Below are 24049 nucleotides of genomic sequence, written 5' to 3'. Positions count from 1 at the left end.
AATTATCCCATATTTATCAAAATTTGGGGGGGTAAAATAAGTGAATTATCTCGAAGAATTTTTACTCCTCAAAGCTGAGGGCAAACATGATGGAAATCGCGGGGTTTGACCATGTATCATCCGCTTCACCCGTGGAGAATGTTTGTATTTCATTAACAGTGAGAGCAAAGCTGCTCAACTATTAGACGCCTTGCTCATCGGCGTACAGACTGGAATGCCTCTGACGAGATCAAGGAAACACGGCGAGGAAAGCAGTCTCAGGCAGCAGTCCTCGAAAAAGTTTACGCTTTTTCTTCGTGCGATGACGGTGCTGTCGAAGCTTTCCTTGTCCTGCCGCTTCGCCTGCACTGGCACATCCTGTGCGTCGAAGGCAGACACAGGAAAGCTGCTTTTGAAGAAAAATTTTCTTAGCAAATGATGCTTTATTTACTGACAAAAAAGCACGCGGCCGAAAAGGCGCGTGCTCGCTTTTTTTACATCAGTTCGTTTCAATCAAACCGTATTTTCCGTCCTTACGTCGGTAAACAATATTCGTTCCGTTCGTTTCGGCATCCGTAAAGATGAAAAAATTGTGCCCGAGCATGTTCATTTGCAGAACCGCTTCTTCGCTGTCCATCGGTTTTAAGTCAAAACGTTTTGTCCGAACAATTTTTAACTCATCATCTTCTTCCGCTTGTTCTGAAGAGGCGCCGTTGACGCCGGTTGCAAATAGCTGCTCAATATTGCCTTTTTCCCGAAACTTGCGATTTACTTTCGTTTTATGTTTCCGGATTTGGCGTTCGAGCTTGTCAACGATTAAATCGATGGCTGCATACATGTCATCATTTACTTCTTCAGCCCTTAATACCAATTGAGGAAGGGGAATGGTTATTTCAACTCTGGATTTTTTATCAGGGTTTACTTTTAAATTAACATGTACATTTGCATCAGGAGTTTCAATAAAATATCGTTCTAGCTTGCTTACTTTTTTCTCTACGTGGTCACGGATCGCCTCAGTAACCTGGATGTTTTCTCCACGAATCTGATACTTTAGCATATAAACTCCTCCTTTAAAAGGCTATGTGTATATACTTCTATATGATACCCTTTATTCCTGCCTCACGGCGGCAAAAAATTTGTCGAATTTATGAGTAAAGGGGAGAATGATTATAGCCGTTTGTCATAAAAAGCCCCGTCAAGCCGGCTCGCAGACCGATACGGATCGGCATAACGCGATGCAGAAGCTTTTTTCAATTCCAGCCCATTCAATTCCCGTAAAATATGATTATGGATTCTCTCCAATAAAAATGACAATTCTTTATTGAGCTCCAAAAGCTTTCTTCCGGACAGTTTGTCTTCGCTGGAAAAAGGGGGTTGAATATGCTGAAGCAGATTCTCACGCCTGTGCAGCGTCTCTTCAATTTTACTCGTCAAGTGTTCACGTTCCATTGTATCAGAATCGCGGAGAATCACCAACAATTCCTCCGTAAGACGCAGGCATTCCCGGACCGCACTCATGGCATGCTCCCATTGGGCGAGGCGTGCTGCTGCCGTCTGTTGATTTGAAGCGCCTCTTTCCAGGCGTCGCGAAACTCCGTCATGATAGCTTCCGCTTCATTTAATAAATCCAAATCTTGATGAATATTTGCTTCAAGCAAGCGCCTGTTTGCATATTCGTACAAGGACATCATCTCTTTTGCCAGGCCGATGTCCATATTTAACGTCGCCATCAGTTCAGCGATGATGTTTTGTGCTTTTTGAATATTTTTGTTCCGCTCCTCAATCTGTTTTTCCATGATCGCTTTTTTCGCAAGGCCGATAAATTTCAGGCAGCCGTTATACAACATTAACGTCAGCTCCCCGGGAGAAGCCGTCGTGACAGAATTCGTTTGATACGTCTCATACGGATTCCTGCTTGCCATGTCATCTCTCTCCATTCTTCATGATTCATCACATTCCGCCAAATTGCTGCATCAGGTAAAGCGCCTGGTCGTTGGCCCGCTGAATGGCTTTCTCCATTGCGGTAAATTGCTTCCATAATCTATTTTCTACCATTTTTAGACGCTTTTCAAATCTGTCGATATTTTGGTCGACCGTGATCAGTTGCTTGCCTAGTGCAAATTGTTGGTTCGTTGATGTTGCCCTCCCGGCTTTTTCCTGGATTTTTGTGATTGTCTGGTTGACCGTGTCATATAATTTATGGACAATCCCCCTGTCGGCATCCGACGTCCCCGAGCCCCGGAACAAGTTTTCCACGGCTTCCGGATCCCGCTCCAGCGCCTCCTTTAATTTTGCGTCGTTAATTTCAAGCTTTCCGCCATCCCGATAATTGGATGTTGTTGTAATGCCAATCGCTGCCAATTGTTTAAAAATACCATTTGTTTCGACGGAGCTGAACATGTCAAGGCGCATTTGGGAAAGAGCGCCCGAAAGAATCGGATCGCCCTTCAACAGACCGCTTTTGGCCATTTCTTCCCATTTTTCCTGCTGCTTTTCCGTAAGCTGCTCCCGGTCTTCATCGGTTAATGGCTGGTAATTTCGATGCCGCTCTTCGTTTAACTTTTTTTGAATTTCCGCAATCAGCTCATTATATTGATTCACAAACTCTTTAATCGTTTCGAACACGGCATTCGAATCATTTGAAACTGTAACGGAAACAGGATCCGTAAAGGTCTGTTTTAGAGTAAAGGTGACCCCGTTCATTTCAAATGTGTTGGATTGTCGCTCTGTTGTCAGGCCGTTGATAGTAAACATTGCATTTTGCCCGCGTGATTCCGCGGTGCCCGAGAACTTTAATACATCCATGAGAAATGAGCCGGATAAGATGATCCCGTCTTCTCCATTGTTGAAATCCCCGGTTTCTTTTCTTGTTAATGTTACCTGGTCCTTAAATGAATCGTAAAACATCGTCACCCCGGCAGACGAATCATTTACCTTTCGGATGACATTATTTAATGATTCATTTCCGGCAAAAAATATTCGTTCTTCAATCTTTCCTTTTGATTGATGGGAACCGATCGAAAAATTTGAATAATGCTGTTTGAATGTCGCCGTTATTTCGGTTCCTTCCTCTAGCGGGTCATTAAACAGGATTTCACCCGTCAATGTATTGACTTTTCCGATACTTCCCAAGCTGGCAAATCCGGCATTATCAACGGAATCCGGATCCATTGTGTAAGCCGTTCCATCAATGGTCACCGTCAACTCTGCAATGGATCCTTTTCCCAACCTCCAATTGATTTGTTCGGTATCTGCCGTCTGGGAGACCGTTTTTTCGGCAATGGCATATTCAACCCTTACCGTACTGCCTTTTGGCAAGACTTCGCCAAATGAAAGCGTTCCTGCACCGGCATCATATAAAACCTGACCTTCTCCGGGAACACCTGTCGTTACCACTTCATACACTTTTCCGTTTACTTTCACGCTCATCTCATTATTGAGGACGGAAGCGCCATTCAGTTGCAAATCAATCGGCCCGCTTCCATCGCCTGCACTTATGGTCTTCGTTTCAACGACACCCCGGCTCCATTTCAAATCCGGAAGAACAGTTTGGGACTGGCCCCATAAATTTTGTGTTGGATCTATTTTTTCTCCGGCAGCCGTTATCTTGTTGCCGACTCTATATGCTGCCTTTGCCAATTGACTGACACTCTCGATGGAATAGGACGCCTGCGCCGCTCCGCTCGCCACGGTTGCCGCCACTTTTGCTTCATCAGATGCTGATGTCATTCTTGCCCGATAATTCCCCGACAATTTGAGCTGGGATAACTGGTTGCGAAAGCCAAGCAACAAAGTATTGATCGCGCGAAAATCATCACGCTGCCATTCTAAAATTTGTTTTTTCTGCTTTAACTTGTCAAGCGGCATCCGATTTACTTTCATCATGTCTTTCACAATCGAGTCGATGTCCATGCCGCTTGCCAAACCGCCGATTCTCATTTTGAAACACTTCCTTCACAATTTCTTGTCTACGATAAGCCCCAAAGAACTTGCCATGGCCGCAAATATATCCAGCAGTTTTTTTGGGGGGATTTCTCTCAGTACTTCATCGGTTTCCTGATTGAGGACTTTTACGTAAAATTGATTAAGCTGTTCATGAAGCTCAAATTTCAAGTACGTTTGCGCTGACCGCTGCAACAGATCATTTGCATAAGACACTGCTTTTTCCAGCCGGGCTTTTGATTCGATCTCGGAAGTTTCGGAAGAATGTTCTCCTCTTTGCCTGGGCTCATGAAAAGGCTCCACAGCAACCCTTTGGCGGGAAATGGCAACAATCATTTCATCTGCTGCAGGCCTTCCTACAACCGATCCAACCATCGTCCTTCTCTCCTTCGGCAAAAAAATGCTTCCTTATAGACTATATCGGCATGAATTTCAAATATTTAACCTCCCTCCCCAAAGAGATCTCCCACTTCCGTGAGAAATGCCTATTTTGGTTTCTTGACCCATTTATAGATGCCTTTTCTTGTAGCGGATGCATATGATGGGGTGAACAAATTAAAATCTTAAAAGAGGAGGATCCCAGGTGAATCATTACTATCAACCGGATGGACCTGGCCACTATGGTTATTATGGAGCGTATCCGCAGCGAGACGAAAGACTTTGGTTCGGAAGGCCCTTCTTCAGACCGTATGGATTCGGCCCATTTTTTGGCCCATTCGGCTTTGGCTTCGGCTATCCTTTCTTTCCATTTTTTGGTAAATACCATTTCAAAGTACCGGACATGAACACGTGTCCGGTTTCGACAATTTATCCATTCATTTCCCAGGAAATTCACTTTGCAGAAGCTGTTTTTAGTATAATGGCAGCAAGGAGGAGTGAAACATGAGCGAGAGAATTGCCTTGTCTTGGAGCGGCGGAAAGGATAGCTGCATGGCTTTGCACAAACTGATGGAAGCAAATAAAAAGGTTGCATGTCTTGTAACGACAATACCCCGGGAAACGGGAAGGACATTTGCCCATGATGAAGATACGAATAAACTGGAAGCCCAAGCGGAAGCTCTCGGTGTCCCCATCGATTTTATCCATTGTTCCTACGATACATATACTGAAGATTTTTTACAAAAGTTGCTTGAACTGAAAGCGAAATATGAATTGGACGCCATTGCCTTTGGCGACATGTACCTGAACGGCCACCGGGAATGGGGCGAAAAATTGGCAGCCGCCGCCGGGCTTGAGGCGCGATATCCTTTGTGGATGGACAAATCCTTGATGCTGGATGCACTAAAAAAATTTGTCAGGCTTGGCTATGAGGCCGAAGTGATTAAAGTAAGGGAAGATGTTTTGCCGCAGGATTGGACCGGCCGCATGCTCGACAAAAGTTTCATTGAAGAAATCAGCAAAAAAACGGGAGTCTGCCCAATGGGGGAAGCCGGCGAGTACCACACTTTTGTTGTTGACGGGCCGTTGTTCAAGGAGAGGGTATTGCGGTAAGCAAAAGTTGCGAATGTAACAGATTGAACATTCCCATATTATCTTCACAAAAAAAACCCCAAAACTTTCTAGTTTGACTCTCCGGCAAGTAGGAAAAGTAAAAGAAACAAATCCCATAACAGGAGAGTGACATCCATTGAGTAAAAACAAAACGCTGTTCTCCACTTTAGCCCTCGGAGCCGCTTATCTCTTGAGAAACGAGAAATCACGAAATAAGATTATGAACCAACTTAAAAACTTGGGAACAAAAAAGTCAAATAGATGACCGGTTAAAACAGGCGCGGATCGTTCCCCCCGCCTGTTTTTCGCAGATACCGGGAATCGTGCATGTTAATAACTTGCCATCATGCCATTCAATCATTTTACTCAGTACGGCATTGCAAGCCCTCTTTTTTAGAAGGGTCCTTTTCCCATCATTTCTGTCATAAGTTCCTTCATTTCACTCATTTGCGGCAAACGTTTTACCTCAACCGCCTTGATTCCCAATTTATCAAGAAGCGGTTCAAGCATTTGGCGAGGATACGTTTTCACCCAAATTTCCCTTGGGTTTTTTTCAATTGCCTTTATCATTTTTATGAAAGTATGCTGATAATCATCAGTTCCCGGCTGCCCTTCCAATATATCGTAAAAGATTACCAGCCCGTTGCGTTTATCAAGAGCGGCTGCCATCATTGGAAAATAGGGCCTTTCCGAAGGTCTGGACTGTATGGGCATATCCATTCTAAAAAAATCGATTTCAATAGGGGCATTGTATTTTTTATACTTCAACAAACGCTTTATCTCGATTTCCGGAACAAAAAGCGGCTGCTTTCCGTCGTTTGGCTTGTTCATTTCCAATTGATCGACAGGAATGATTTCCGTGTGCCACACAAAATTTCCTTCCGTTTTCATTGCCGCCCTTGCCAATACTTTACCTTCTTCCAACATATTAGGAATAGGAAGGCCTTTTTCCGCTGCCTTCACAACCTCTATCGCCTGTTCAATGGCAACCTTCAAAAGCCGGGCTTCCTCCTGATCAATCATCCAAGGATAGTATCCCGGTTTAAAACTTCTGAATTGCGGCCACTGTTTTTTTCCTCTGAAAGACATGCCATTGGCTTTGATCAATTGATAATCTTTATGATGGAGTTCTTCCCTGTTTTCAAATGATAAAAGGATGCTTCTTTGATTTTCCACGATTTCAAATTCGTCATCGATTTCATCCCTTAATATTTTCATTAAAATTTGATAACCCTCATCACCGATATAAACCGCCATGCCAAATTCCTCTTGCAGGGCACCCAGTATGCAGCAAAACATTTTTTCGCCTGTCAAGGGATCCACGACAACAAAAATGTCATCATCGTCAAATTTTTCCCACGGCTTTAATGCATTAAATGTTTTTGCTTTTTTGAATAACTCCCTTACATCGGGACCTTCTTGATGATCCGGACTTTCTTTAACAGGCTTGGCCAACGAGGACAATGCTTCATTAATCTCTTCCGTCAACTCTTTTGGGTCCACTTCTTCCGGCTCAAATCCTTCTTCCAGAAGCTCTCCCCTGCTGTCTTCTTCAGGAGCATGCCTTACTGCCTTGACACAACGGGGATATAAAACCCGGTCCTCGGGAGGAAGAACTTTTTCCAGCACTATTTCATGTTCCCAATCATCACCAAAATCGTATGTATAAATAGCCCTGTCCTTTTCCACCACAAACCAGTCAGAAAGCTTTTCCCCGCATTCATCATAAAGATCGTTCATATTGAAGCCCCACGAATCGTTTTCCTCCGATCCTATTTCTATACGATCCAATCGATCTCCGGAGGATTTTTTCATCATAAAAGTGTGCAGATGATAGTCAAACCACTCAAAGGCAGCCTGAAGAACCTTGTGAAATTCATAAAATGTCATATCACCGTCAACTTGCAGCCTTCTCCATACGGGCGGTTTCATGCCCATTAACGAAACCTTAAACTGTAAAATCATTTGCTTCACCCCTCATGATTGTTTCTACCAGTTTAAAATAACGGAATGGCAAATGCGAATGATTTATTTCCGAGCGACTTTTGTGAAAGAGAGTGTTGATACTTGATACACCCTATACGGGGGGCAGCTTGCGGTACATTTATCATTTTTTTAGAAATGGGCCTATTCCCGTCATTTCTTCCATTAATCCCTTCATTTCACTGATCATCGGCAATCGTTTTACCTCTTCGGACAGCTGTAATGCAACGGGGATATAACACGCCTTCCTCGGGCGGCAGAATTTTTCCAGCACAATGTCATGTTCCCAGTTGTCGCCAAAATCATACGTATAAATAGCCCTGTCCTTTTCTACGACAAACCAGTCCGATAGTTCTCCTCCTCTTCATCGTATTGCTCGCCAAAGAAAACGAAGAACTCGTCTTCCATCGATCCGATTTCAACCGCATCCATTCTTTTCCCATTGCATTTTTTGATAGAAAAGGAATGCAAATGGTAATCATCCCAGTCGTAAGACTATTGCAAGGCCAAGTGAAATTCATAAAATGTCATGTCCCCGTTAACCTGCAGCCTTCTCCAAACAGGCCCCGACACATCTTTCAATGTCACTTCTTTCACCCCTGCCGTCCTTTTTTATATAAGTGTAATTATAGAATGGAAAAAAGCGAAGGAGTTAGAGGGGGGTTTTGCAATGTATTGCGCCAACAAAAAAACTGAATAAAAACCTTTTAAAACATCAATTTCCGACGTAATAAATGATACAATGGAATTATCAGATAACGGGGTGATGGCTGGCATGGATTCGAAAGTGCTGAAACGGTTACCGCTCGAACGGCTGATGGATTTAAAGGTAGACTATGCTTTTAAACAACTTTTCGGCAGTGAAAAGAACAAAGAAATTACGGTTGTATTTCTTAATGCCATATTGCAAAAAACCGGGCGCGAACCCATCAAGGACATCTTGTTTACGAACACGGAAGCAGGCGGAGAATATGACGGGGATAAACAATCGAGGCTGGATTTACTAGTTGTTACCAATGCCAATGAGTGGATAAATGTAGAAATTCAGTTTACAAATCCATATGAGATGATTAATCGCTCCATATATTATTGGGCCGGTATCTACCGTTCTCCGATGAAACCAGCCATGGGTTATAAGGAATTAAATCCGGTTATTGCCATTAACATTTTAAATTTTGGCTTATTTAAAAAAACGGACCGTTTTCATACAATTTTTCATTTATACGAAGATGAAGAAAAGTTTAAGTTGACGGATATCATGGAATTCCATTTCATTGAAATGACTAAATTGATTAGCGAATGGAAAAAAGAAAAACTTAATCCATGGGACGACGTGCTTGCCAGATGGCTGTTATTGCTGGGGATTGTTGACCACCGAAAAGGGAAAATATATGATGATATCTTTAAAGAATTGGAGGAGATTGCCTTGAAAGATGAAACATTGCGTACTGCCTTTCAAAGCTGGGAAGAGCTGAGCGGCACCCAGGAAGAAATCTTGGCATACCAAGCCCGGCTAAAAAAAGTGCTCGATGAGGAAGCGGCTATTCGTGAAGCGGAATTGCGTGAACAGGAAGCACAAGAGAGAGGTTGGAAAAAAGGGTTGGAAAAAGGAAGAAAAGAAAGAAGTGAAGAGATAGCCCGCCGCCTTCTGGCTAATAAAACAGATGTAAAGACCGTGGCTGAAATAACCGATCTCCCGAAAGAAAGGGTACTGGAGATCCAGAAGGAGGTGAGGGAATAACTCCTAGTTTTTCATATATGTTCATTCCATTTTGCATATTTTTGGACACAGCAGCAACAGCTACGATCGGATGCGTTGGTATGTTTACCTATCGCCCTAATTTGTCCAAAAAGCGCTTTTTTGTAAAAGCCTCTAATTTTTGGCCAACAGCTATGATCTCAGCAGATGAATCCACTCATCTTTTACCTTTTTCCAGAGTCTTACTGTCTTCCTGAGCTGTCCAGACGTCCAGCCTGAGCGGTTGCTTGCCCGTCATGGGCAGGGTATTGTTCATTTTGTTCCACTCCAGAAGGCTCTTGCTGGTCCATCTGTCTGGCTAAACATCTGGAAATTAAGAATAATCTCGGAGTGTAATAAAAGAGCGGCTTTCTGTCAATCTGAAGTTTCGGTAAAAGTGCCTATAAATCCCGGCACTGATGGTTTTCTATTATTGTTTGGTCACTAATGCCCTTTTTCCGATTATACCGCCTTTTGCAGGATTGTTCGGTTTCAGTTTTTTTGTAAATGTCATTGTGGTTTGCTTCCTGCAGACCGGAAACCCTGATGAGAGGTTGTTTGAAAACCTTCTTTGATGCCTCGCCAAATAATATGATCATCTGCTCCTCACTCTGGCTTTCAATCTGATTAACAAAAGATAAGCGAGCACCTGGATGAACAAATTACTATATGAAAATTTCGTAAAATAAAGATACAACTTGATCAAAGTCAATCGCTTTCATGGAACCCAATTTCCTCTGAATGAATTTATCTTCAATAGTAAAAATTTTATTCGGAAGAACCCATTGATCTCCATATATTAGACCTGCATCCAGTGGATTTCTTAGTTTATATTCATACCGGTTTTGGTCTGGTTTCTTTTCCTGACTGGTGATTGCGAGACAAACATATTTTCCGTATCGGTCATGATGTTTATTGTTGCTTATGATTACCGCCGGCCTCTTTTTATATGCCCTTTGATCAGAAAATGGAAAAGGCACTAATATAATGTCACGTTGCTCATAATTCATTATACGCGTCATCCTTCTCATTCTCCCAATCCTCACGCAATGACTCATTTACCAATTGATAATACACCTCATCATCTATTTCGGAAAATAATTGTGTAAGGTCTTTTCTAATTTTCCGCAGATTTTCCGCATGGGTATGTTTTTTTTCACGAGATAAAGAATCAATCAGCCTGTCCATCTCGTTTAAAATATCGTCTTTGCTGGCCTTAGCCACTTTACATCCCTCCAAAAAGTTTATAAATATGCCCAATTTAATCATTTTCATTATAAGGGAATCATGTAATGCACTACAATATAAGAATCATGTTATACATTACAAATGTTAAGAATATTCTTCCCCAGAGAGGGGAATCTGATATTAAGTTTCGTTTGTTTCTTTATTTTCTTCTATTTCCCTTAACAATACTGTACAATCGGATGTGAAAGGAGTGAAAAAGAAATTGGCAAAACAAACCGGCTCTCTGTTTAAAAACATGACGGATGCAATTGGGAAAATGAACGAAAAGGCCATCAGCGACAATGTAAAACGTTACGTTCAGATGATTCATCAATCCATTGAAATCGAAAAGGAAAAGGAAATGCTTTACATGGAGCTTAATGAAGAAGAAAAACTTGAGGCAGAATACCTTCTGAAGGACCTGTTTCAACCGGAGCTTCCCGAATTCATGCCGGTGTCAGAAGTGGCCCAAATGCTAGGTGTAACACCGCAGATGGTCCGTAGATATTGCACGGAAGGAAAGATCTTTGCAAAACAAAGGCTGGAAAACAGTGGCCAGTGGCTTATCCCTGTTGAACAATTTGTAACAAGACCTGAATTTTTCAAGTATCTGAAAGAGAAAGAAATCAACAAAAACAAGTCAATAAAAATGGCAAAAATGATGATTGAATCTTTTAATACTTAAAGGCAAATGGTTTACCGTATAATGATAAAGTTACCACTTGAGCGAGGCTCCACATTCAAAGAAAAAAAAGGAGAGTTATGTATGGCATCAGAAAATCTGGAAGATCTTTTAAAAAGAAAAAAGAAAATGAAAGAACAGGCCAATATTGATTGGCAGAAAGAAAAACAGCTTTGGATTAGTCGGATTAATGAGTTTTATGAAGAAATTCAAGCATTCCTGAAGCCCCTTCAGGAAAAAGACCTTTTATCATTTAGTTTTGAAGAAATACAATTGAACGAAGAAATTATTGGAGATTACGATACAAAAAAAATGATCGTTCAATTTCCGGATCAAAAAGTAGTGATTCAACCCGTTGGAAGAATTATTATAGGGGCCAAAGGCAGAATGGATATGATTGGAGAAAATGGAACTGTAAAATTTCTTTTAGTAAACAAGGAGTTGCAAAGGCCATACTATTTAATCAAAGAGACGGTTTCAAATAAAGTCAACACCCAACCAGACCCGGAATTAAAGTGGAAAATTGCAACACCGCCCCCAAACATCGAATATATCAACCTGAACAAAGATTCCTTTTCAAATGCTTTACTGGGAGTCTTATCTAAATGAACAAAAGGATCACCTTTTCCGGAGAAACCAGGGAATTGGATCAGATCTATCTCTTCTTCAATGATACCCGTCAAGCATTAACTCATTATAAACAATCCATTAAAAAAGGGAGAATAGTCGCTGATCAATTTATCGGCTTTACTCCCAATGAGCTAGACGAATGGTTTAATCAGCATTTAGAAGAGCTTGAAAAGTTAGTGTGCCTGGAAATGCTCTCATCTACAGAAGCAGCATTAAGAATGGATTATTTGAAAAGGATTTATAATCGAAAGAAAGACAATCTAAGCAGGATATTCAGATCAATATACCGCGAGAAATCGGCACGCGCATCCCTTGACCAAGATATTCTTGAAAACTGGAAATTACAGTATCCCCAAATAAAATCATTAATTGATGATTATAAAAGCTTACTTAACTATAGAAACTGGCTTGCACATGGGCGTTATTGGACACCAAAATTTGGCAAGAGGTCTTATGATCATTCCTTAGTTTTTATCGTGTGCAAAAGTCTTGTAGAAAATATAAAGCTTCTATCCGAATCCTGAGCATAAAATAATTCCGCTAATAGAATTTCTTTAGCATTATGAAACAGAAAATATATAACGGCGAGGCATTATTGACTTGTCACGAACTGAAACAAAAGATGGAGCAAATACATTCGTTACAATACAAACGGATTAAAGCAAAATTGACCGGTTTAAGTTAATAGGTGTCAGTTCTGTCAGGAGCCAAAAGCAATCAATACCGAACCCAAACCGGCCAAACAATAGCATTATTAAAGCACTATTTTATGGGGAGCATTACCTTTTGAGGCTTTTTTTCGAAAACTGCTAAAACTTAGACTAGCGATTATCAGTTCCACCGCCCCAAAGCTGACGTCCGCCGGTATGACCAGTGGCTGCATGGGTTTGTTCATCGACGAGCTGCATTTTTCCGGGTTGCTCATTATGATGCCAGTCATAACCTTCAGGAGTTACTGATGATTTAAGATTATCAACGTCTTCTGCTGTAAAGCCGAATTCATCCGCCAAAGCCGGGTTTTCTTGAATTGCCTCATATTAATTGCATATTGGCTATACCTATATGCACAGTATCTGACATTCTATATGTTTCCTCCGGAAGTATAGCATCAAACTTCGATTCAAATATCGGAAAAACGCCTGTATCTACCGAACCATCATCCAAAATAATTGTTTTACTCTCAAATTCAACTCCCGTTATCGGGTGGGTAGTTCCATCCAGGTGAGCGTTTCGGCTCTCTATTTCTTCAGCTTCCACACTGTCGCCCTCTGTTAAAATATCAAACGCGCCAACTCCGAAAGCGGTCACGGCACCAACCTTGCCGAATTTTTTAATCCTTCAACAGCCTGACTTTTGTCATTGTTCAACACACCCTGAATAGTTTCACCGACACTTTTTCCTGTATATACAAACCCATTTCCAATGCCTTTCGCCGTATTTGATACAGAAACTTTTACATCTTTCAATCCTTCTTTCAGATGGGCTTCCTCTTTTGTCACAGCTCCATAAATAGCCCTTGCTGATCCGTCTGCAAAATGAGATGTATTATGTATGACTTTCTGGGAAGACTTTATGACACTATTTCCCACATCTTTCATATACTCTCCGGTCTTGGGAAACTTTTTAGCTACCAATGAACTTGTTAAATTTACAGCACTTTTTGCTAACCCTTCGCCAACAGAATTAAGTATTCCCCCTACACCCCGAAAGAACTTCACTTTACCCTTCCCCTCTACTATTTGATTTAATTAAATTGTCCAAAAACATGATAATTTTTTCTTTTTAATTAATACTTTCATCGTGGTTTGACTCCATAACTGTCTAGTTAAGAAATTGATCGTACTATTTAAGGTCTACCGAATAACTTAAAATATTGTTTTATCCTTTGAACAAGCAAAATAAAACTATCAACAAATTACAGAACAGCTTAATTAATCCTATTGGTCTGTTGTTCATAAAACAAAAGATTTAAGAAAAAGTGGCCTTCTGTAAGGGAAGACCACTTTTTGTAATATTAACGCAGAAGCTGCAATACTCCCTGCGGATATTGGTTGGCTTGCTTCGCCGCTATGCCTTTCGGCCATAGAATAGACTATATCTTCACCCTTGTTTCAAGGGGCTGGGCACTTCGAACAGCTTTTGGCTGCCCTACGGATTTCATCATCATAGCTTGCGCCTTAGATGGTGTATCCTAGTCGTTGAACCTTCTCCAGGGTTTCCCCACAGGAGCTTGGCTGCTGATTGTCCATTGTCGCATCTTTCCTTTTTTCAAGCCTTCACGTTTGCCGTTTCCGGCTCCGTTGTGGCAAGGAAAGCTTTAGGAGGTTCCAGCAATTCACCCAGTGATCCTCTTATCCGTTACCGAATAAGACGCCCTTCCAATCATTACCGTAAGAGTTGCAAAACTCCCTGCGGCATCTGATTGGATTGAGCCAACATTGCTTGAGATGCTTGAGTCAAGATGTTGTTCTTCGTGAACTCCATCATTTCTTTCGCCATCGTGCGAACATTTGCTTTCACAAATGACCAGACTATATCTTCACCCTCCGGCAAAGCCGGTAGGGGTCGGGCACTTCGGATTGATAAGGGACTCATGCTTATCTTTCCTACGGATTTCATCATCATAGCTTGCGCCTTAGACGGTCTATCCTAGTCGTTGAACCTTCTCCAGAGTTTCCTCACAGGAGCTTGGCTGCTGATTGCCCAATCTTTCCTCTTTTCAACCCATCACGTCTGCCGTTTCCGGCTCCGTTGTGGGGAAGAAAGCTCTAAGGGTTTTCCAGCAATTCACCCGCTCATAATCACTGGCCGTTACCAGCCAGGACGACTGTACCTCTCACCGCTTAAGCGGCTTCGGTATAATCAACGTCACGGATGCGTGATTCTGCAGCAGTTAGGTTTTCAGAAGCATTACTTAAATTGTTAATTGTATGTTCCAAACGATTTTGAAGCGCACCTAGCTTAGAACGCTCATCTGAAACAGTATTTATAGCACTATCAATCCATCCAAGTTGAGTGTCAAAGTCCGTGGCGGGCGTTTCAAAAGCTTTAACATCAATTGTGTCTACGCCTAAACCATTCGCACTCATGTTACCTATTGTAAGGGTAACCTGTTGGGTGGCATTTGCACCAATCTGAAACTTAATATTTAAACTGCCATCCAATAACGCCTTACCATTGAACTCGGTACGGTCCGAAATTCCTTTACTTCCGGATGGTGGTACAGGATCCGGATTTGCATCGGGATCACCAGGTTTAAATGTTCCACCAAGCTCCTCAACAAGCGCGTTAATTTCTGTTTGAATAGCATTTAAATCCTCTGGCTCGTTTGTACCATTACCTGCTTGCACAACAAGCTCTCGCATACGCTGCAGGATAGCATGCGTTTCGTTTAATGCTCCTTCGGCAGTTTGGATTAAAGAAATTCCATCTTGGGCATTTTTAGTAGCCATATCCAAACCGCGAATTTGCCCTCTCATTTTTTCAGAAATGGAGAGTCCAGCCGCATCGTCTGCTGCACGGTTGATGCGAAGTCCGGAAGACAATCTTTCCATGTTTTTGCCGGCAATGTTTGTGCCCTGCGTCAATTGGCGGTGCGTGTTGAGCGCCATGATGTTGTGGTTGATTCTCATGTTCCTTTTCCTCCTTGAATGTTTTTCGTTCACGTCCGTGTGAACGTTTTTTAATTTTTAAAGCGAAGGTTTCGGTCGGCCGCCCGGGTTTTTCGCTTCATTTTTTATATCGGATGATTGCCGAAATGTTTAATCGTTTTGCGATTTTTTTACGTTTTTTAGCAGACTTGTGAGGTTGGTGACGCCTTCGGATGCTTTTGTGTTTTCGGTTTGGATGTCGAGCCAGACTTCTTTGCGGTGGATTTCGACATGTTTCGGCGCGGTGATGCCGAGTTTGATCTGGTCGCCCTGGATGGCGGTGACGGTGATTTCAATGTCGGGTCCGATTTGGATCGTTTCCCCTTTTTTTCTCGTCAAAATCAGCATGACGTCACCCCTTCACTTTCTGCCCGAAAAGCGGATGGCGCGTTTGATAGCCGCTCTCGTTTAAAATGACTTGCTTCGCTTTCCGGTTTTTCGTGTTAATGATGACCGGCGCCTGCAAATTGGCGGTTGTTTTCTCAAACGGTTCCCGGACGGTCAAGATGGTGCAAACACGAACGTCCTCGGCAGATCCCAGTTCAAGCTGCTCAATAACCTGCTCATCCAGCTTGAAATCGTATTCCGGGAAAAATGTAAATGGTTCTGCAACAACAAAGGCGATTTCGGGCGTAGCAGCCGACTGCATCACGGCAAACCCGGTGTCCTCCAGCGGCAATATGACAAACTTCTTTTCCTCCGGAAAACCCGGGATCCCTGCTGCAAAATGAAGGATTTCTTCCTTACTCACTTCCACAATGCCGTGGTATTTCGTTTCAATGTTCATTGTTCACGCTCCCGTACGCCTTCCGGCAAGTTGACAAAATCAATTTTCAACGACGGTTTTTGAACGAGTTCCACCGTCACTTCCCCGGGGTCATACTCAATGACCGGGGCTTCGTATTTCGCTTCAAACCGCGGCTGATGCACTTTCCAGTGATAATCGAGCTTTGCTTTTTCATAGCTCATTTTTACGCTGTTAAAAGATGGGATGAATGTGATATTCGAGGTTCCTTCGGGCCTGGCGATATTCCGCGCCGCAATCTGGGCAAACGGATTCCCTTTTTGATGTTCAATCTTCAGCATTTCTTCCCCCTCATCGACCCGTCTGGCAACCCCTTTCCGGTACTCCTCCTGGGCGCGGGCGGTATGATCCTCAATCAGCCGAAACACATGCTTTAAATTCATGTCTTCCCAGGCCTTCGTCTGGTCAATCGTCAATTTAGCCGGCGTACGTTCGATCTCAAGTTCAGCCGGCGGCTGCTCGATCTCCAGCTGCGGCTGGACGTGATGCATGGAGTGCTTCCCTTGTGTCATATAGACAGCGATTCGCCCCATTTCGGATTCCAGGCGAATTTGCGGCAGCTTCATGTTCATTCCCCCTGTCATTGCAAAAAAGCTATCATAAGAATAGCTTTTTATCTCAGAAAATCCATCAACGTCGGCTGGATCACCCGCGCGCTCAAACTGAGCGAAGCGCGCAGAAGGCTTTCTTCCATCACCATTTGTGTGATCACTTCTTCGTATTCAGCATCTTCGTTGTCGGACATGAGCTGTTTGGCCATAATCTCCTGCATTTCGACCCGCTGTTCCATGAGCTCAACCCGGTTGGCCTTTGCGCCCAGGGAAGTTCGCTCCGTAACCAAATCGTTGATCAGCCCTTCCATTTGGCCGATATGCTGCTGCAAGTCGCCGTCCGTTTCGATATCTTCGATGAGTCGATCAATTTTGGCAAAAAAGTCATCGGAAAACACTTTTTCCGTCGTGACATTGACCGGAATTTTAATCCCTTTTCCGAGCTCGATTTCTACAGCCTCGGTATTGATTTGGCCGCCATACGCCGGCTGGTCCGTCGCCGTCCCGCTGAAAATATACTTATCTCCCACTTTCGTATTGGCGATGTTGATCAACTGTTCTTTGATTTCCTTTATTTCTTCAGCAGTGGCTTTTTTTCCGCCTTCCTCCGTCGTTCCGTTTGCCACCCGCTTCGCAAGTTCGTGAATCCGGTGCATGGCCTCTGTCGCCTGATCGAGGGCGGCATCCGTATTGTCGATCCAATTATGTGCTTCGGCAAAATTTCGTTTAAATTGCTTCATCTCGGCGACATTCGCCCGTAACGTAATGCCCCGCATCGCAACAATCGGGTCATCCGAAGGGCGGGTAATTTTCTTTCCGGTATTCAGCTGGTCGTGCAATTTGCCGAGCCGTTCATAAGAATTGCTTAAATGCTTGAGCGAATTGTGGCCCAGCATCGATTGAGTCACGCGCATGTTCCCTTACCTCCTATCTTCCGCCAACGCCCATGCCGTTAACAATTTTATCAAGCATTTCATCGATCACTGTAATGGTCCGGGCGGCAGCATTGTATGCGTGTTGAAACTTGATCATGTCCATCATTTCTTCATCGAGAGATACCGTGCCAACGGATAAGCGGTTTTCCTCGACAGCAGTCTTTAACGTTGCAGCGCTTTTCCTCTGCTGGTTGGCAAACTGTGCCTCTACTCCGATTCTGCCAATCATCCTTTCGTATTCACTCATAACCCCTTGAATAGATTCAGCCACATTTCTGGCATTCTTTCCGTCTCCGCTCCCGTCTATTGTTAATGAAGGAGCCAAGTCATCCGGCTCGATCTGATCCAGCATCTTTATTCCTGCCGCTCCCGCGCCTTCAATAAATAGATTGCCACCCTGCTGTCCGTCTTTTTTGAAACCTTTGGCATGGGCTCCATTGACATTGGCCGCAAACTCATCGGCAAGGCTGTCCAGCTTTGCCAGCAGCTCCGGATACGTCCCTTTCCCGTCATCGTATCCATAGTTTTCAATGAGGCTTTTCATTTTTCCCAACGGAAGGTCTTCAAATTCAACCGGCACGCCGCCAAACGAAACATTCGCCACGTAACCGTCCTGCCGATCAACCTGGAGTTCCAAATAACGGTCCTTGTTGACAATTTCAATGCCATTCACACGTATTACATAAATGCCTTCTGCAATTGCTTTTGCATTTCCGTTTGATTCACCCGGGATTTTTTCAACTTCAATCGCCATGTAGCCGGATAACTCGTCCACAAGGCGGTCGCGCTCATCATACAAATTGTTCGGCAAATAACCATGGGGCTCCATTTGGGCGATCTGGCGATTCAAATCATCGATCCCTCTTAGCAGAGAATTTATTTTATCCACGTCGCCATCCACTTGCTTACCCAAGTCCTGCCGATAAAATTGAATCGTGTTATACAGATGTTGAAACGTATCGGCAACGGCATGCCCCCTCTGAATCACGACTTCCCGCACACCGTCGTTTTCCGGATTCGTGCTCAATTCCTGCCACGAATCCCGAAAATCGTTCAGTACCCTTGCAAGTCCGACCGGATCTTTCCCGGTTTCATTCAATATATCCTCAAGCTTGGCCATGGCACTTGCATTCGACGCGTAATAGCCAACTTTCGCATTTTCGGCGCGATACTGGACATCCAAATAAAATTCGCGTACCCGATGGATCGATTCCGCCGAAACACCCGTGCCCAATTGCCCGGCAAATTGGGATCTGTTCATCGACGCCGGCGGCCAGCCTTCGGTCGCCGCAAAATTCACCCTTTGGCGTGTATAGCCCAACGTGTTCGCATTGGCAATATTGTTTCCGGTCGTATACAACCCGTTTTGCTGGGCAAACAGCGCCCTTTTTGCCGTTTCCAACCCGTGGAAAGTAGAATTCATGTTCAGTTCCTCCGATATCAAGCTTTTGAATCAAAAAAGGATTGCGCCTTTTTCGGCTGTTTTTTTCCGTCCGGCCTTTCGTATATCGCCGACTCGGGCTGCGGCTGCAGCAAATCCAACGTAAGGTGGACGTATTGAAGCGTTTGCTGAATCAACTGTTTGTTCAGCTCGTTTTGCGCTTGCAGTTTCGCAATGATTTTTAACATGTTTTCCTGCAGGGACCGCAGCGGCGCTCCCTCATCTGCACTTAACGCCTCAATGCAGGCAGACATTGTCACATCCGCATCTCCGTCCACATTCAAAAAGCTGCGCGCCGCCTTTTCCCGTTCCTCTTCTGCCACGGTAATGGCGGAAGCGTATTTCTGTTCCTCCCGCAAAATGTTTTGCAAGCCGTCGACATCGCCCTTCTTCAAAACCTCCGTTTTCTTTTGGGCCAAATCGAGCATAATTTCATGGAATGCATATAGCTTCTCCAATATATTCATTAAGGTTTTCATGGCAGCCCTCCGCTTATTTCTTCGCAAAAAACTCGGCGATGCCTTGGGCAACCGCTTTCGGATGAATGTTGTAATCACCGTTTTGCACCTGCATTTTCAACTGTTCAACGCGGGCTTTTCGTTCGGCTTCCATGTTGGATGTTTTTTGAAGTTCTTTGGCAGTCGCCGAAATTTCCACTTGATCCGCTGCATTTTTCCGCAGCTCCTGCCCCGCTTTTTTCGGCTGCTGCTGATACGGATTCAACTCCGGCCGGTTGAAAGGATTTATTTTTACCAAAAAACCTTCCTCCTTTTCAGCATTCGTACCTATTATATCGGATACATGCATGGTTTGTTTAGCCCGCTGCAAAAATTATCCGCGTGCCAATGTAAAAGCTTTCACGCTTTTGGCTCCGGCTTTTTTTAATACGCGTCCGGCATGCCGGAGCGTCGACCCGGTCGTATAAATATCATCCATCAACACAATTTTTTTTCCGGAAACATCCGCTCCCCTCTTTACAGCAAACACTTGCGGCAAATGGATTCTTTCATTCCTTGATTTTTTCGATTGCTTTTCCCCATGAATTCGCTGCAACACCTCTGCCGATTGGAACCCCGCCTCTTCCGCGAGTGCTTTCGCCTGGTTAAAGCCTCTTTCCAGCAGCCGCTCCGGACTTAATGGAATCGGGACAAGCAAATCAAACACAAGCTTGGATAAAGCAGTCCGCACATCTTCCGCAAACACTTTCGCCAGCGCATAATCCCCGCGGTATTTAAAGCGGGCCAGCAACTCTTTTAAAAAATCGTTGTATTGATAAACGGAAACGTTGCTTCCCAATACTCCGCACCACTCCGGATCTTCTTCCCACCGAAAACAGTCGTGGCAAACGGTTCCGTGAATATATTTCGGGTCCAACAATGCAAGCGGCCGCGAACAAGCCGTACAAACATCTCCATGAATGTGCTCCAGCTTTCCGCTGCAATTTCCGCACAGCCTTTTCTCCCGTGATGAAAAAAACAGCTTCGTCCACGTCATCTCCGCTTGAATAAAATGATCACAATAAAGACACTGGCTATTCATCGATCAATCCTGCCTTTCGGGCCTCATTATTCATGCCGGCAATATGAACAAGGGCCCGGATCATCGCTTTCGTTCTTCCGTGATGAAAAAAAGTGACAGCACCACCGGGATACTCAGGGCTTCTGCCAACGCGCCCGGCAATTTGGACGAGTGCAGCCTCCGTAAAAATATCATCTTCCGCACCGACAATGGCCACATCGATATTTGGAAAAGTGACGCCTCTTTCCAAAATGGTTGTCGTTAAAAGAATCGGGATCTCCCCTTTCCTCATCGCTTTCACTTTTTCTTTTCTGGACGAATCTTCCGCATGAACGGCCTGTATGGCCGGATGAAGCTGTTGAAATAAGGGCAGGGACTTTTCCATGAGTTGAATATGGGGAAGAAAAATGAGTGCCTGTTTTCCGGCAGCGACCCGTTTTTGGGTCCACCCGGAAACGCCGCGGGGGAGTTTTCCTTTTTCTAGAGACTTGCGCCAATTTCCGCACCAAGCAAATTGGGGAACCGGAAGAGGCTTGCGGTGAAAGCGGGCAGGAATTTTGATATAGTTTCTTTTCCCGTACCGGCATTCGTCCTGCCAATGTTTGCTCGGCGTTGCGGTCAAGTAAATGCGGGCGGCATGTTTCTTTGCCGATTTTTCAACGGCCCACTGCAAACTTCGATCAAAGGAGTAAGGGAAAGCATCCACCTCATCGACGATGACGACATCAAAGGCGTCTTCAAAGCGCATAAGCTGGTGGGTAGTGGATATGGTCAAAGGAGAAAATACATCGCGGTCTTCGCTCCCGCCGTATAAGGCGGCAACGGTTATCGAAGGAAACACTTTCTGCAGGCGCGGGACCAGCTCCAGGACGACATCTGTCCTTGGGGTGGCGATGCACGTCCTTTTGCCGCACTTTAACGCCAGTTCGATGCCGCCAAAAAGCACCTCGGTCTTTCCGGCCCCGCACACCGCCCATATCAACAGATCTTCACCATTGGTTACGGCGTCTTGAACAGCTTCCGATGCGGCTTTTTGCCCGGCGGACAAATGCCCGTCCCACTCGAGAGAAACTGTATCCTTCCACCCGGGTTCCGGACCTGTCCAGCGGTAAAGGGGGGTGCATGTGGCAACCCTGCCCATCATGATGCAATTCCGGCAATATACACATGTCTTCTTGCAGACTGCGCACGGGAAGCTTGCAAAAAGGCGCTGTGTATCATTGTTGCAGCGTAAGCAGCGCCACCGGTTTTTACTACGGAAGATTCCGGGTCCGGCTTCCATATACCCGCCATCCAAATGTGTTTTCATCATTTGATCGGAAAAAGGCATTTCTGTTTTAAGCAGAGAACGTCCAGATAAGAAGGATTGTAAAGAAGAGGAAAAAATCGGGGTGCGTGATGGGGTTTCCATCTTTAATCCGTTCAAATAATCACCTCATTTGCAGAGCGGGCCGAAATTCATATGATATTTCGACCCGTTCTTTAGAAGTATTTTAAACCCGTTCATCAATTTTCAGACCGTTATTCACTGCTTAGCGAACTTCGACCCATCCGTTTTTGATGGCCGTAATCACCGCCTGGGTACGGTCATTTACATTCATTTTTTGCAAAATGTTGCTGACATGGTTTTTAACCGTTTTTTCGCTGATAAATAAAGTTTCGCCAATGCTGCGGTTGCTTTTCCCGTCGGCCAAAAGCTGCAATACCTCACATTCGCGGCTCGTCAACAGATGAAGCGGAACTCTCACTTCAGGCTGCTGATATCCTGTCCCTCTATTTTGCTCGTTGGCCAGCCGCCTGTATTCCCTGATCAGCTTGTGGGTAACTTTCGGATGAATGTAACATCCTCCGCCTGCTACGACCTTAACCGCTTCAATGAGTTCATCGGAATCCATTTCTTTCAGCATATATCCGACCGCTCCCGTCTTCAGGGCGTGGGTGACGTACGCCTCTTCATCATGAATGGAAAGGATGATTGCTTTGGCGTCAGGATAGGCCTCCACCAATTGTTTTGTCGCTTCGATGCCATTGGTGTTTTTCATGTTTATATCCAACAATACGACATCCGGTGAATATTCCTCAACAATTTCCACCGCTTCACAGCCGTCTTCTCCTTCTGCCACAACCGAAAAAGTTTTCTCGAATTCTAAAATTCTCTTAACACCTTCCCGGAATAATTCGTGGTCATCAATAATGGCAATTCTTGTTTGCATCGTCTTTCCTCCTTTTTCATGGTAACTATAAGGGCAATGGTATTTTAATAGAAATGATTGTTCCGGCACCCTGCTTGGAGTGAACCGAAAGCGTTCCATCCAAAATGTCGACCCTTTCTTTCATTCCGATCATGCCAAACCTTCCCTTTTTTTTCTCGGATACGTCAAAGCCGACACCGTTATCTTTTATAATGACAAACACTTTGCTTTTCTGCAGCTCCACTTTTACTTGGATTGTTTCAGCTTTTGCATGTTTCAGCGCATTATGTACCGATTCCTGGATGAGCCGAAACAGAGCCACCTCATATTTTTGCGGCAGTCTGATATCTTCTCCCATGTACAAAAATTCAATATTTGTTCCTTTATGATAATCTTCCACTGTCATTAAATATTTCTTCAGCGTCGGAATTAATCCAAGGTCATCAAGTGCCATCGGCCTCAAATCGTAAATGATGCGGCGTACCTCATAGAGTGCGGTCCGAATCATTTCTTTTAAACTGCGAATTTCTTGGAGCGACTGTTCCGGCCCCTGCTCCTTATGCATTTTCTCAGCCAAATCCGAGCGGATAAGAACGTTTGCCAGAAGCTGTGCGGGCCCGTCATGCATTTCCCGCGACAGGCGCTTCCGTTCTTCTTCCTGTGCTTCGATGATCCTAAGGCCAAATTCCTGCTTCAGCTTTGCATCCTCCAACGCTTCTCCCATTTCCTTTATATCACTTACAAGGTAATTGGATACGATGGTTATTTGGGAAACGAGCTTTTCTGCACGGTTAATCGTCTCCTGCAAAGTAACGAGCCTTCTCTCCAAATCATCCCTTCGCATCCTGAGCTGTTTTTCGAGTTGGCGGTTGATTGTCAATTTCGTCTGTAATTCATGGGCATGCTCATAAGCTTCGCGAACCTGCTCTTCAGAAAACTCTTTGAAATTTTTGCTTACATCGGATAGGCGCCTCCTGGCCAGCTTGGCCTTGATTTCCAGTGCATCCCCGGATTCGATGACTTCTTTTACCTCTTCTTTTATTTCCTGAAGCTCTTTTATGATGTGATCATGATCGCGGCGGCATTGCTCACCGATTTGAAATATTTCATCTTTGCTTCTGTCGACCGACTCAATCATCTGCTCTACGATTTTGTCCAGCGCTTTCGGGTTTACCTTTTTCAGTGCCATAATACGCTTGAAGGCTCCCCCTTTCGAATTGGTTTACTGGCAAAAAATGGGATTATTTATACTTGTCCCATTCTCCATAGTCATTATATCATGTAT

The 24049-nt window shown here is 44.2% G+C and carries 32 protein-coding genes and 1 pseudogene; 6 read left to right on the top strand and 27 right to left on the bottom strand.

Translation table 11 applies throughout. The features are described from left to right. Positions 1 to 478: 478 nt before the first annotated feature. The 5 genes from hpf to flaG all read right to left on the bottom strand — a co-directional run bounded on the left by hpf (position 479) and on the right by flaG (position 4317). Positions 479 to 1036 (bottom strand): ribosome hibernation-promoting factor, HPF/YfiA family, encoded by a 558-nt coding sequence (hpf, locus tag AB1L08_RS07100; protein ID WP_413063964.1) that lies wholly within the window; start codon positions 1034 to 1036, stop codon positions 479 to 481. A gap of 110 nt (positions 1037 to 1146) precedes the next feature. Next, entirely contained in the window at positions 1147 to 1497 is a 351-nt protein-coding gene (fliT, locus tag AB1L08_RS07095) for a flagellar protein FliT (protein WP_413063963.1), read from the bottom strand. After that, complete coding sequence (fliS, locus tag AB1L08_RS07090) at positions 1494 to 1901, bottom strand: flagellar export chaperone FliS (RefSeq protein WP_413063962.1); 408 nt, start codon at positions 1899 to 1901, stop codon at positions 1494 to 1496. The genes fliT and fliS overlap by 4 nt, the downstream gene beginning before the upstream one ends. A 28-nt stretch (positions 1902 to 1929) precedes the next feature. Continuing rightward, positions 1930 to 3918, bottom strand: a complete 1989-nt coding sequence (gene fliD, locus AB1L08_RS07085) for a flagellar filament capping protein FliD (RefSeq protein ID WP_413063961.1) — start codon at positions 3916 to 3918, stop codon at positions 1930 to 1932. Between the two features lie 15 nt (positions 3919 to 3933). After that, positions 3934 to 4317: a flagellar protein FlaG gene (gene flaG / locus AB1L08_RS07080; RefSeq protein ID WP_413063960.1), complete on the bottom strand. Its 384-nt coding sequence runs from the start codon at positions 4315 to 4317 to the stop codon at positions 3934 to 3936. Positions 4318 to 4504: 187 nt separating this feature from the next. On the opposite strand from flaG, the gene AB1L08_RS07075 reads away from it, so the two are divergent. Both AB1L08_RS07075 and AB1L08_RS07070 read left to right on the top strand, forming a co-directional pair. Beyond that, positions 4505 to 4807, top strand: coding sequence for a hypothetical protein (locus tag AB1L08_RS07075; protein ID WP_413063959.1), 303 nt, complete (start codon positions 4505 to 4507; stop codon positions 4805 to 4807). Beyond that, positions 4804 to 5412, top strand: a complete 609-nt coding sequence (locus AB1L08_RS07070) for a Dph6-related ATP pyrophosphatase (RefSeq protein ID WP_413063958.1) — start codon at positions 4804 to 4806, stop codon at positions 5410 to 5412. Before AB1L08_RS07075 ends, AB1L08_RS07070 begins: the two co-directional genes overlap by 4 nt. Positions 5413 to 5805: 393 nt before the next feature. On the opposite strand, the gene AB1L08_RS07065 is transcribed toward AB1L08_RS07070, so the two are convergent. The 4 genes from AB1L08_RS07065 to AB1L08_RS07050 all read right to left on the bottom strand — a co-directional run bounded on the left by AB1L08_RS07065 (position 5806) and on the right by AB1L08_RS07050 (position 7983). Further along, positions 5806 to 7377: a plasmid pRiA4b ORF-3 family protein gene (locus AB1L08_RS07065; protein ID WP_413063957.1), complete on the bottom strand. Its 1572-nt coding sequence runs from the start codon at positions 7375 to 7377 to the stop codon at positions 5806 to 5808. 142 nt (positions 7378 to 7519) lie between these two features. Continuing rightward, entirely contained in the window at positions 7520 to 7711 is a 192-nt protein-coding gene (locus AB1L08_RS07060) for an IS1096 element passenger TnpR family protein (RefSeq protein ID WP_413063970.1), read from the bottom strand. Positions 7712 to 7725: 14 nt separating this feature from the next. Further along, on the bottom strand, positions 7726 to 7866 hold the full coding sequence (locus AB1L08_RS07055) for a hypothetical protein (protein ID WP_413063956.1): 141 nt from the start codon (positions 7864 to 7866) through the stop codon (positions 7726 to 7728). A gap of 24 nt (positions 7867 to 7890) precedes the next feature. Continuing rightward, the gene (locus AB1L08_RS07050; protein ID WP_413063955.1) at positions 7891 to 7983 is read right to left on the bottom strand and encodes an IS1096 element passenger TnpR family protein; all 93 of its coding nucleotides are present in this window, start codon (positions 7981 to 7983) and stop codon (positions 7891 to 7893) included. 187 nt (positions 7984 to 8170) lie between these two features. On the opposite strand from AB1L08_RS07050, the gene AB1L08_RS07045 reads away from it, so the two are divergent. Continuing rightward, positions 8171 to 9136 carry an Rpn family recombination-promoting nuclease/putative transposase gene (locus AB1L08_RS07045; protein ID WP_413063954.1) on the top strand — a complete coding sequence of 322 codons (966 nt, stop codon included), beginning with the start codon at positions 8171 to 8173 and terminating at the stop codon, positions 9134 to 9136. Positions 9137 to 9798: 662 nt separating this feature from the next. Here AB1L08_RS07045 and AB1L08_RS07040 read toward each other — a convergent pair. Continuing rightward, complete coding sequence (locus tag AB1L08_RS07040) at positions 9799 to 10143, bottom strand: type II toxin-antitoxin system PemK/MazF family toxin (protein ID WP_413063953.1); 345 nt, start codon at positions 10141 to 10143, stop codon at positions 9799 to 9801. Beyond that, positions 10133 to 10357, bottom strand: coding sequence for a hypothetical protein (locus tag AB1L08_RS07035; RefSeq protein ID WP_413063952.1), 225 nt, complete (start codon positions 10355 to 10357; stop codon positions 10133 to 10135). Before AB1L08_RS07035 ends, AB1L08_RS07040 begins: the two co-directional genes overlap by 11 nt. A 214-nt stretch (positions 10358 to 10571) precedes the next feature. Between AB1L08_RS07035 and AB1L08_RS07030 the strand changes: the two genes are divergently transcribed. The 3 genes from AB1L08_RS07030 (at position 10572) to AB1L08_RS07020 (ending at position 12196) form a co-directional block, all read left to right on the top strand. Next, the gene (locus AB1L08_RS07030) at positions 10572 to 11045 is read left to right on the top strand and encodes a helix-turn-helix domain-containing protein (RefSeq protein ID WP_413063951.1); all 474 of its coding nucleotides are present in this window, start codon (positions 10572 to 10574) and stop codon (positions 11043 to 11045) included. An 81-nt stretch (positions 11046 to 11126) separates the two neighbouring features. Next, the gene (locus AB1L08_RS07025; protein ID WP_413063950.1) at positions 11127 to 11651 is read left to right on the top strand and encodes a hypothetical protein; all 525 of its coding nucleotides are present in this window, start codon (positions 11127 to 11129) and stop codon (positions 11649 to 11651) included. Then, a complete protein-coding gene (locus AB1L08_RS07020) occupies positions 11648 to 12196 on the top strand; it encodes a hypothetical protein (protein WP_413063949.1) in 549 nt (182 codons plus the stop codon). Before AB1L08_RS07025 ends, AB1L08_RS07020 begins: the two co-directional genes overlap by 4 nt. Before the next feature lie 297 nt (positions 12197 to 12493). Here the strand turns inward: AB1L08_RS07020 and AB1L08_RS07010 are convergent, their stop codons facing one another. The 16 genes and pseudogenes from AB1L08_RS07010 to AB1L08_RS06935 form a co-directional block, all read right to left on the bottom strand. After that, entirely contained in the window at positions 12494 to 12700 is a 207-nt protein-coding gene (locus AB1L08_RS07010) for an HNH endonuclease (protein WP_413063969.1), read from the bottom strand. A gap of 4 nt (positions 12701 to 12704) precedes the next feature. Further along, on the bottom strand, positions 12705 to 12929 hold the full coding sequence (locus tag AB1L08_RS07005) for a hypothetical protein (protein ID WP_413063948.1): 225 nt from the start codon (positions 12927 to 12929) through the stop codon (positions 12705 to 12707). A 47-nt stretch (positions 12930 to 12976) separates the two neighbouring features. Beyond that, positions 12977 to 13390 carry a hypothetical protein gene (locus tag AB1L08_RS07000; RefSeq protein WP_413063947.1) on the bottom strand — a complete coding sequence of 138 codons (414 nt, stop codon included), beginning with the start codon at positions 13388 to 13390 and terminating at the stop codon, positions 12977 to 12979. Between the two features lie 667 nt (positions 13391 to 14057). After that, positions 14058 to 14171 (bottom strand): annotated as a pseudogene (locus AB1L08_RS06995) (flagellin); the annotation flags it as partial. A 344-nt stretch (positions 14172 to 14515) separates the two neighbouring features. Further along, positions 14516 to 15304 carry a flagellin N-terminal helical domain-containing protein gene (locus AB1L08_RS06990; RefSeq protein ID WP_413063946.1) on the bottom strand — a complete coding sequence of 263 codons (789 nt, stop codon included), beginning with the start codon at positions 15302 to 15304 and terminating at the stop codon, positions 14516 to 14518. Between the two features lie 129 nt (positions 15305 to 15433). Then, complete coding sequence (csrA, locus tag AB1L08_RS06985; protein WP_413063945.1) at positions 15434 to 15670, bottom strand: carbon storage regulator CsrA; 237 nt, start codon at positions 15668 to 15670, stop codon at positions 15434 to 15436. 4 nt (positions 15671 to 15674) lie between these two features. Next, complete coding sequence (fliW, locus tag AB1L08_RS06980; protein WP_413063944.1) at positions 15675 to 16109, bottom strand: flagellar assembly protein FliW; 435 nt, start codon at positions 16107 to 16109, stop codon at positions 15675 to 15677. Then, positions 16106 to 16693, bottom strand: coding sequence for a DUF6470 family protein (locus tag AB1L08_RS06975; protein ID WP_413063943.1), 588 nt, complete (start codon positions 16691 to 16693; stop codon positions 16106 to 16108). Before AB1L08_RS06975 ends, fliW begins: the two co-directional genes overlap by 4 nt. Positions 16694 to 16740: 47 nt before the next feature. Then, positions 16741 to 17592 (bottom strand): flagellar hook-associated protein FlgL, encoded by an 852-nt coding sequence (gene flgL / locus AB1L08_RS06970; protein WP_413063942.1) that lies wholly within the window; start codon positions 17590 to 17592, stop codon positions 16741 to 16743. Between the two features lie 13 nt (positions 17593 to 17605). After that, on the bottom strand, positions 17606 to 19036 hold the full coding sequence (gene flgK / locus AB1L08_RS06965; RefSeq protein WP_413063941.1) for a flagellar hook-associated protein FlgK: 1431 nt from the start codon (positions 19034 to 19036) through the stop codon (positions 17606 to 17608). Positions 19037 to 19053: 17 nt separating this feature from the next. Further along, complete coding sequence (locus AB1L08_RS06960) at positions 19054 to 19533, bottom strand: flagellar protein FlgN (RefSeq protein ID WP_413063940.1); 480 nt, start codon at positions 19531 to 19533, stop codon at positions 19054 to 19056. A 13-nt stretch (positions 19534 to 19546) separates the two neighbouring features. Then, positions 19547 to 19810, bottom strand: coding sequence for a flagellar biosynthesis anti-sigma factor FlgM (gene flgM / locus AB1L08_RS06955; protein ID WP_413063939.1), 264 nt, complete (start codon positions 19808 to 19810; stop codon positions 19547 to 19549). Positions 19811 to 19885: 75 nt separating this feature from the next. Continuing rightward, the gene (locus AB1L08_RS06950; RefSeq protein WP_413063938.1) at positions 19886 to 20593 is read right to left on the bottom strand and encodes a ComFC family protein; all 708 of its coding nucleotides are present in this window, start codon (positions 20591 to 20593) and stop codon (positions 19886 to 19888) included. Next, positions 20586 to 21983, bottom strand: a complete 1398-nt coding sequence (locus tag AB1L08_RS06945; protein ID WP_413063968.1) for an ATP-dependent helicase ComFA — start codon at positions 21981 to 21983, stop codon at positions 20586 to 20588. The genes AB1L08_RS06950 and AB1L08_RS06945 overlap by 8 nt, the downstream gene beginning before the upstream one ends. 121 nt (positions 21984 to 22104) lie before the next feature. Beyond that, the gene (locus AB1L08_RS06940) at positions 22105 to 22785 is read right to left on the bottom strand and encodes a response regulator (protein ID WP_413063937.1); all 681 of its coding nucleotides are present in this window, start codon (positions 22783 to 22785) and stop codon (positions 22105 to 22107) included. Positions 22786 to 22810: 25 nt separating this feature from the next. Further along, complete coding sequence (locus AB1L08_RS06935) at positions 22811 to 23953, bottom strand: sensor histidine kinase (RefSeq protein ID WP_413063936.1); 1143 nt, start codon at positions 23951 to 23953, stop codon at positions 22811 to 22813. Positions 23954 to 24049 lie beyond the last annotated feature (96 nt).

It is taken from the genome of Siminovitchia jepli (assembly GCF_047228825.1).
In the GTDB taxonomy this organism is placed as follows: domain Bacteria; phylum Bacillota; class Bacilli; order Bacillales; family Bacillaceae_C; genus Siminovitchia.
The sequence above is the reverse complement of the archived record's forward strand: the minus strand, read 5'-3'. Positions and strand labels throughout refer to the sequence as shown.